A 9,094-nucleotide genomic window follows, 5' to 3' on the forward strand; every position below is an offset into this window, starting at 1 on the left:
TCTTAAGAACTAAGCTATGAATAAATATTCTTTAGACCATGGTTCCCCTAAATTATTTTCAGCATAATATAAGATGGGAACTACGCTTAACTTCCACAATGCTACATAAAGTAAGCAAGGGTACATTACTATCAAAAACCCTTTTACTAATCTGCTGCCTTTAAAAAAGTGATTAGTCATTAAATAATTAAAGTTGTCATCACACATATACTTTTTAAATAATGTATATATTACTGCCATGCTTAATATAGGTAATACTATCATCTCTATAATATGTAATTTTTTATTTGCAATGAAAGGCGGATCGTTAAACTCGTACCACGCAATAAGTAACGCTAGATAACTCGTTAGTACGCATGCAATTAATAAATATACAAAGCTTTTATGAAGCTCTTTATGCTTTACATTTAACAATTAAAGTCTCATTTAATTTTTATGGTGAAATTATCTTTTAAGTATACTTTTTAACCCATAATACCAGCTAAGCGCTGCGACTGTGCCATGAGTTTCATCTTCAAAGTAATGTTGATTTATAATTAGATTATCACTTGAGTGTGCTTTTAACTTTTTAGCGAATGCTGAGCCCCACTGGTAATTTGTTTTACCAATTTCGCCAAACGCTTCGCCGTTATTTGCAAAGGTAAAATATACATTGCCATTAAGCGGCTTATTTATAAGCTGTTTCTCATTAAAATAACGGTTTAGGTAGTTGTTATCCCACAGGTAGGTTGCATCAATAATTAAGTAATCTGTAAATAGCGCATGGTTGGTAAGCAATACATAGCTGGCAAACAAGCCACCGAAGGACTCACCTATTAATACGCGTTTAGTTGATGTTCGGTAATTTTTATTAATCAGTGGAATAAGTTCTTTTTCAAAAAAGGCGCTGTAGTTTGCAGCGTTGCCAATATTTTCAAACTTTTCGAGTAGCATCCCGTTAAATGTCCAATCAACATTGGTTGGGGTAAAATCGCGCTCTCTTATCGCATTTTTACTATTTGGAATGGCGACTATAATTGCTTGCTGTATTTGCTGCTCAAGCCGCTGAGTACTAAGTGCCTCGACTAGCCCGGCTACGGCTTTTAGATGTGTGTGGTCACCATCGAGCAAGTAAATAACTGGATATACTTTATCAGGGTTTTTATTGTAGCTTGGCGGTAAATAAACGCTAAAGCTGCGTTGTTCACCTAAAATAACAGACTCAAGTTGATGCGTTTTTGCTAACACAATATTTTCTGACGCGTAAGACACCGTAATAAAATACAGATTAATAAATACAATTAATAAAGCTTTCATAACCATCCTTGTAGTAAGGGCAAAATTAACTATTAACAGTCTCTTTTACCGTTTTCACATTTACAACTTGATTCACACTGCCCTGAATAACCACAGTTGCTGATATTTTATCTTGAATGGCTTGCCTGTTTGGGTCCCAATACACTTGTAAAAAGCCTAATAAGCCCGTGGCAAAACCAGCGCCGTAACCGCCATATCGGCCAAAGCAATCAAGCATACCTAATGGCTCACCGCTTAGTGCTACTACGCGAATATTACATACTTTTTTACCTGGGGTTTGTCCGCGCCATAATAACGAGAACAACGTAAAATAAACGGCGGCCCACCCAAAGCCAAGGCCTAGGTCTTGAATAATGCCTTTGCCCCACTGCAAAATGCTGGTAACAGGTTTGGTTTTCTCGCTTTTAGTGTCTGCTTTTTCAACTATATTGCTTTCATCTGAAGCTTCGCCCGAAATGCTCTTTAGCTCTGTACCATTATTTTTAAAATCATCTGCCGCCATAGGCTCATCATCAATAGCCATTAACTGCAATAATGTGTGCGTAACTTCAATTCCTCCAACATTTTCAATTTCAGCAAGCGCCGGTAATTGGCCAACTAAATTAGCAAGAGCAACGCTTTGGCAAACATCATCGCAGTTTTTATCGTCGTCTGTTTGCGCTAAATACGTGCGTATTATTGATTTGTCATGCTCACTTAACTCATCGTTTTGCTGCGCTTGCTCTATTTGTATACCTTGAATAGCGGTATCGTCTTCAAAAAAATCTATCGCTAATGAGAGCACGGTGAGTGCGCTTACAAATAAAAAGCTCGCTGCAAAAAGTTTTAGGGCTCTGCGCCAAAACGATGACATTTTTGGTAGGTATTGCTGCGCAGTGCCTTTATAAAAAGCCATCGCAGCCACAAATGCAATTAAGGTTGCACTTAGCTTAGCGGCCATAAATATCAAAGCGACATCAATAGTCATCGCCATTGCACGTATGCTTGGGCTCGCTAATGGAATACCTAATAACGCTTGGTCAATTTTAAAGGCATATGGGGTGATCACGTCTTTGGTCTCAGAGTCTGATAACGCGAGCTGATCTATCTGTTTGGTTTTCATTTTTATTTTTATGTTTTTAAAATGGGTAAGCTGTTTAACTTACGCGCTTTTTATTTTTATATCAATCCGCTTAATTAAGTGTTCTATTTTGAGGATTGGTATTAGCTCAAGTTAAAGGTGTTGATTTACCAGCATAAAAAAGGCTGCATACATGCAGCCCTCAAAATACTTTATTTATAAATAATTAAACGGTTGGGTAATCGGTATAGCCTTGCTCTGCGCCACCAAACAAGGTGTCGGGGCTGTGGCTATTTAGCGGTTTACCTTGCTCAAGCCTTGCTGGTAAGTCTGGGTTAGACACAAACGGGCGACCAAAGCCAATCATGTCGGCCCAGCCTTGTGCTAGGGCTTCATCGGCGCGCTCTTTGGTGTATTTACCTGCGTAAATTAAAACACCGCTGTACGCTTTACGAATGGCCTGTTTAAACTCTACACTCATTAAAGGAGCGTCATCCCAGTCGGCTTCAGCAATATGCATATAACCTACGCCAGCGTCGTTTAATGCGTGTGCCACGGCCAAATATGTTTGCTCTGGATTATCGTCAATCGTGCCGTTAAGCGTGGTAAGTGGCGCAAGCCTTACACCTACTTTTTGACTGCCAATTTCATCACTTACTGCATTGACTACTTCAACTAAAAAGCGCAAACGGTTTTGTACACTGCCACCATATTCATCAGAACGCGCATTTGATTGCGAGTCTAAAAATTGGTTAATTAAATACCCATTAGCGGCGTGTAGCTCTATGCCATCAAAGCCTGCGTCTACTGCATTTATGGCCGCTTGGCGAAATTCGCCTATTACGTGTGTAATATCTTGCTTGCTCATCTCACGCGGTAACTGAGTCTCTACAAAGCCAGGTTCGCCGTTAGTATCTACAAATACTTTTACGTCTTTTGCGGCAATGGCTGATGCTGATATTGGCTGCGCACCCCCTGTGTTATCGCTGTGCGTTACACGCCCCACATGCCAAAGCTGGGCAAACATAACGCCACCAGCGTTATGTACTTTATTAGTTACTTTACTCCAGCCTGCTACTTGCTCGGTTGAATAAATACCCGGCGTCCAAGCGTAGCCTTTGCCAAGTTTACTAATTTGTGTACCTTCGCTAACTATTAACCCAGCACTTGCGCGTTGTGCTTAGTAAGTGGCCCTTAAATCGTTTGCTATATCGCCGGGCTGCGTGGAGCGCGAGCGTGTCATTGGTGGCATAATAATGCGGTTTTTTAAAGTTTTACCTGCAAGTTCTATGGGTGAAAAAAGTAATGTCATAATGCCTCCTAAGTTTGGTGGCGCTCAAAGTAACGCGTTTAAATAAATTCAAAAACAACAAAAAATGCAAAATAGTTTTGTCGAATTTGCAATAAAAAACGAATGGTTACTAATCCTTCAAAACTACATTCATTAAAAAAGCATGCTATGGCTAGAATATTTAATTGATACAATATAACATACCATTAAATGCATGTTAGTAAGTAAAATTAAATGATAAATAAACTGCCCGTCACAGTGTTATCAGGCTTTTTAGGCGCTGGTAAAACAACCGTTCTTAGCCACATTCTTAACAGCCGCCAAGGTAAAAAAGTGGCTGTTATAGTTAACGATATGAGCGACATAAACATAGATGCCGCCACTATTAAAAACGATATATCGCTCAGTCACAGCGATGAAAAACTCGTAGAGATGAGTAATGGCTGTATTTGCTGCACGCTGCGTGAAGATTTACTGTTAGAGGTAAGCAAACTTGCAAAAGAAGGCCGTTTTGATCATCTCGTTATTGAGTCAACCGGTATTTCTGAGCCACTGCCTATTGCCGAAACATTTACCTTTGCTGATGAAAATGGCGTATCACTAGGAGATATTGCCACTCTTGATACTATGGTAACGGTGGTTGATGCGGTTAATTTTTTAACTGATTACGAGCAAGCTAACGACTTACAAGATACAGGTGAATCCCTTGGTGAAGAGGACGAACGAAGCGTTACCGACCTACTTATTGACCAAGTTGAATTTGCCGATGTAATTTTAATAAGTAAAACCGACTTAGTCACCAAAGCACAATTAAATAAACTCACAGCTATTTTAAACACACTCAATACCCAAGCTGAAATCATCCCTATATCAGCCGGAAAAGTTGATATTAATAAAGTAATTAACACCGGCCTTTTTGACTTTGAACGCGCAAAACAAGCCCCTGGCTGGCTTAAAGAAATGCGCGGTGAGCACATCTCTGAGACTGAAGAATACGGTATTAGCAGCTTTAATTACATTGCTCATCGCCCGTTTGACCCTGAAAAGTTTTATAAGTTTTTGCACGGTACTGAGCAATTTGGCAAGCTCATTCGCTCTAAAGGCTACTTTTGGCTTGCCACACGCCCGCTATTTTGCGGCCAGTGGAACCAAGCAGGCGGCATTGCCCACTATGGGTTTGCAGGCATGTTTTATAAAGCCATCCCTAAAAAAGACTGGCCAACCGATCCTGAGCTACTTGCCGATATAAACAGCAAATGGGTAGAACCCTTTGGCGATATGCGCCAAGAGCTGGTGTTTATTGGTCAATCATTAAATAAGCAAGCCATGATTAAAGCGCTAGATGACTGCCTACTGCCTAAAGATGCCGTACTTAAAGGTAAAGATTTTTGGAGAACCTACAGCGATCCGTTTCCAATTTGGGAGGAATTATAATGAACGCCCTAGCCCCTTTATCAGCACAAGTAAAACCCGCCGAACCTCTACATAGACGTGCAGCTATAAATAGTGATGCCAACGTGCTACCGCAAATTTATAACGAAAATATCAACATTGCGGTTTGGCAAAGAAACCTCGAAAGCACATTAACAGAGGCGGTTAATACGCTCATAAATACAAATGCATTAAAACCACTTGAACTTGCACTATCGCCCGATAATGCGTTTGATAAATTAATTAAAGCGCTAAAGCCAACAGAACAAAATTACAATGAAGCTAAAGCGCTATGTGAAGATATAGCCCTACTCATTGAAATGTTTTGCTGCCTGTTTGATTTAAAACGTGCGGGTTTAAGGCTAAAAGTGTTAAACAAACCCATGTGTCCGCGTTTTCATGTAGACAAAATTCCATGCCGACTAGTAACAACTTATCAAGGGGTTGCAACGCAGTGGCTAAATCACAGCGATGTAGACCGCTCAAAATTGGGGGCTGGTAATTTAGGTAAGCCCGATGAAGAGTCTGGCTTATTTACATCAACCAGCCATATTAATCAGCTAAATCAAGGCGATGTTGCCCTACTTAAAGGTGAATACTGGGACGAAAACGAAGGCGCAGGCTTAGTGCACCGCTCACCACCGAAAGCTGCAAACGAGCAGCGCTTATTGCTCACTCTCGATTTTATTTAAAATTTGCTTCGGTGATAAACTAGTGCGCGTTTATCACCCTGGTGATTACATCATACAAGCCTTGCGTATTAACCGGTTTAGAAACAAAGTCATCCATACCTACGCTTAAACAACGCTGCTTATCATCTTCGTAGGCATTAGCAGTAATCGCCACAATAGGGACATGAGCTTTAGTGTTTACCTCATTAGCCCTAATCGTTTGGGTACATTCGTAGCCATCCATATTAGGCATTTGGCAATCCATTAAAATTAAATCAAATCGGTTGCCTTCAAGTACTTTCAGCGCTTCTATACCGTCGGTTGCCATTACTAAGTTTGCCTTAGTGGGCTCTAACATTTTTGCAATTACTTGACGATTTATGGGGTTATCTTCAACTAATAATAGTGTTTTATCGCTCAAATTTGGCAGCGACTGTTGTTGTTTAACGGGCTTTGGTTTGTTTGACTGTGCTTTAGGTGCACTCACGTAAAACTTAAGTATGCTGCCTTTGCCAGGCTCGCTATTAAGGGTAATTTCACCCTGCATTTTTTTTATTAACCCTTGGCTAATCGCTAACCCTAACCCTGTACCGCCATATTTACGTGCAACACCTACATCTGCTTGTGTAAACTCGCTAAATAACAGCGCTTGTTGATCTTTTTCAATACCAATACCGCTATCGGCTACACTTACTAAAAGCTGCCCATTTTCATAATCAAACGATAAACGTACAAAACCGCGCTCAGTAAACTTATACGCATTAGAGAGCAAATTAATAATCACTTGGTTTAAGCGAAGATCATCTACTTTTACGCAATCTGGCAGTCTGTCACTTTGCTCAACAATAAACTCGACCTGATCCGAGCTTACAATAGGCGAAAACAACGATTTTATATTGGCAATAAACGGCGCAAGATTAGTAGCCCGTGGGCTCATTTCCATTGCGTTGGCTTCTATTTTAGAAAAATCTAAAATGTCGTTTAAAATTTTCAGTAAATTTTGTGCACTTTTTTGCTGTGTATTTAACAGCTCACGCTGCTCATCAGTTAATGAATTATCGCGCAGTAACACCTCTCCCATGCCCAAAATACCATTCATAGGCGTACGTAACTCGTGGCTCATGTTCGCTAAAAACTGCGATTTAGCTACATTGGCTAAATTAGCCCTATTCACCGCTTTTTTAAGCTCTGTAGTTTGCTCAGTTACTTTGCTTTCTAGCTGCTGATTAAATTCGCTAAGTTGAGTATTTAATCCTTGGTTTCTAGTATTAGATGCTTGTAGGTTTTCTATTGAACGATGGAGAGCGTTGGCCAATAATTCAAATTGCTGCTGCAATTGTAATACTTCATGCCAACTGGAGTCTGTATTAAACGTGTGCGTTTTGGTTTTACTAAAACTTTGCATTAACGTAGTTAAACTAGTAATTGGCTGCACTAATAAATTAGCAAGTTGGTGTATAAAAATAACCACTAAAATCATCAGTATCGCACTTAGCAAAATGGTAGGAAGCCACGCTTTTGCCACCGCCATACTTAAATGTTTACGGTTGTAAAAGGTAATAACTTGCCAATTGTTTTGCGAGTCAATATACCGAGAACTATGGTACACCTCGTTTTTAATTGAACGAAATAAGTTTTTATCACCTAAATTACTGGTGTTAAAGCCTTGTTCGCTAAAATGGTTCAGTATTTTAAATTCATCAAGCGAGCTAAATACCACCTTTTGATGAGCATCTAGCACCACTAAGTCGCCCGTGTACTCAAATAAGTTGGGTATAAATCGCTCCAAGCGATCTAGCTTTAACGACCCTTCTACTACACCATAAAACGTGTTGTTACGATAAATAGGCGCAGATAGCGCTACAATGGCCTCATTACCTAGGCCGCGCCCTTGAAACACACCACTGGTGTAACCAAGTGGATGGTCCTGCGCTTGGGTAAAGTATGCTCTGTCTTTAACGCTGCGCTGCGCAAGGCTAAGCCCTTTAATTAAATCGTTAGGCGAACTAAGCTCTACAAAGCCATCGGGGTTTGCGTACAAACTGGTGGTAAAACCTGGGAATAAAAACATGAGTCGCTCAAGCTGCACCTTGCTGGGGGTCCCTGCCCCTATGGCATCGCTACTCATAACAATGGCGTTTCTATGAAATGCTAAATAATCATTTAATTGCGTGCTAATAGACTCGGCTTTTTCTTCTAGTTGTGCGTTTACTTCATACTCTAAGCGCGCATGGTGGTCGTTAACTAAAATAACACTGGTTAGCAATACCACTAAAATAATAATGACACTAACCACATAGCTTAAAATTTTTGCCAGTGGCCGCCCCTGATACGCACGGCTAGCGTAAGGTACAAATACGCTAAATAAATCAACCACTGCTAAGCTTATTAGCGCATTAATTAAGTACTTTGATATGGCGACTATGAGCGTTAACCAAGCTAAGCCAATAACAAATTGGCCTATAACCCATACAAAGGGTAAACCTATACATAACCAAAATACGCTGCCCAGAGGAAGGATAGGTTTAGAGCGGCGTAAGCAAAAAACATAAAGCCAACAAAGCTCGAGTAAATACACAATACTCGGCCAACAATGGCCCCACCTATAAAGTAAAAAGCCAGAAACAATGGCAAGGCTTAAGCACGCGTAACGCAGTCCAGTAAATACCAAGCTGCATAAGACAAACAATTGCCCAAACAAAAATTCGGAGCTGTCGAAAAAATACAATGGCGAGAGATTTACTAACCCGCCTAATAACCCTAATAAAACAGCGAGTGTCCACTTACTTCTTTGTGGCATTAATTAACCTTGGGGCACTTTGTTAACACTTTACATGTTAAAATTAATGTAATTTTTACATTATTACGTACAAGACAAGGGTTGTCTACCAGCAATAAATCAGGAACAGGTAAACATTACACCCTATAAAAAACAAATAACCTTAGGTAACAAAATCATATAAAAGAAAGGTGTGCAATTAGCCGGCAACACATAGGTAGGTTATTTAGCGCATATAAACACCCTCAAAAAGCGTGTTATATGTTTTTACACTTACTCTTGTTATGACTTCCACTTAAATTTAACTTAATATCCTTAAGCAGAGGTTTAGCATTCGCGATTGCTAAATAGGCATTAGCTAATGTTTCTGGTCCTGCACAATAATCTACATCGAGAATCACCGTTGAAACATTTACTGACTGTAATTTATCCTCTAGCTCAGAAAAAGTGAGTTTCGCGTTGGAGTTGTAAGGGCGTGTTGATCTTTGGTGGTTAAATTTGCAGCGGTATGTTTGGTTTTTAGGCAAGGCAGAGCCTATGAAGTGTGGTTACTCCCCATAAATAGG

Annotated in this window: 5 protein-coding genes and 1 pseudogene; 2 read left to right on the forward strand and 4 right to left on the reverse strand. The window is 40.0% G+C overall.

What is annotated here, in order from left to right:
* Positions 1-444: 444 nt before the first annotated feature.
* The 3 genes and pseudogenes from CWC16_RS17595 to CWC16_RS17605 form a co-directional block, all read right to left on the reverse strand.
* Positions 445-1,296 carry an alpha/beta hydrolase gene (locus tag CWC16_RS17595; protein ID WP_138542477.1) on the reverse strand — a complete coding sequence of 284 codons (852 nt, stop codon included), beginning with the start codon at positions 1,294-1,296 and terminating at the stop codon, positions 445-447.
* Positions 1,297-1,321: 25 nt separating this feature from the next.
* Complete coding sequence (locus CWC16_RS17600) at positions 1,322-2,398, reverse strand: RDD family protein (protein ID WP_138542478.1); 1,077 nt, start codon at positions 2,396-2,398, stop codon at positions 1,322-1,324.
* A gap of 184 nt (positions 2,399-2,582) precedes the next feature.
* A pseudogene (locus CWC16_RS17605) lies at positions 2,583-3,668 on the reverse strand (alkene reductase).
* A 213-nt stretch (positions 3,669-3,881) separates the two neighbouring features.
* Here CWC16_RS17605 and zigA point away from each other — a divergent pair.
* The gene (gene zigA, locus CWC16_RS17610; RefSeq protein ID WP_138542479.1) at positions 3,882-5,081 is read left to right on the forward strand and encodes a zinc metallochaperone GTPase ZigA; all 1,200 of its coding nucleotides are present in this window, start codon (positions 3,882-3,884) and stop codon (positions 5,079-5,081) included.
* Positions 5,081-5,770 (forward strand): DUF1826 domain-containing protein, encoded by a 690-nt coding sequence (locus CWC16_RS17615; RefSeq protein WP_138542480.1) that lies wholly within the window; start codon positions 5,081-5,083, stop codon positions 5,768-5,770. The genes zigA and CWC16_RS17615 overlap by 1 nt, the downstream gene beginning before the upstream one ends.
* 19 nt (positions 5,771-5,789) lie before the next feature.
* Here CWC16_RS17615 and CWC16_RS17620 read toward each other — a convergent pair whose 3' ends face one another.
* Positions 5,790-8,549, reverse strand: a complete 2,760-nt coding sequence (locus tag CWC16_RS17620; protein WP_138542481.1) for a response regulator — start codon at positions 8,547-8,549, stop codon at positions 5,790-5,792.
* Positions 8,550-9,094: the final 545 nt, after the last annotated feature.

This window comes from Pseudoalteromonas sp. S3776 (genome assembly GCF_005886915.1).
Taxonomy (GTDB): Bacteria; Pseudomonadota; Gammaproteobacteria; order Enterobacterales; family Alteromonadaceae; genus Pseudoalteromonas.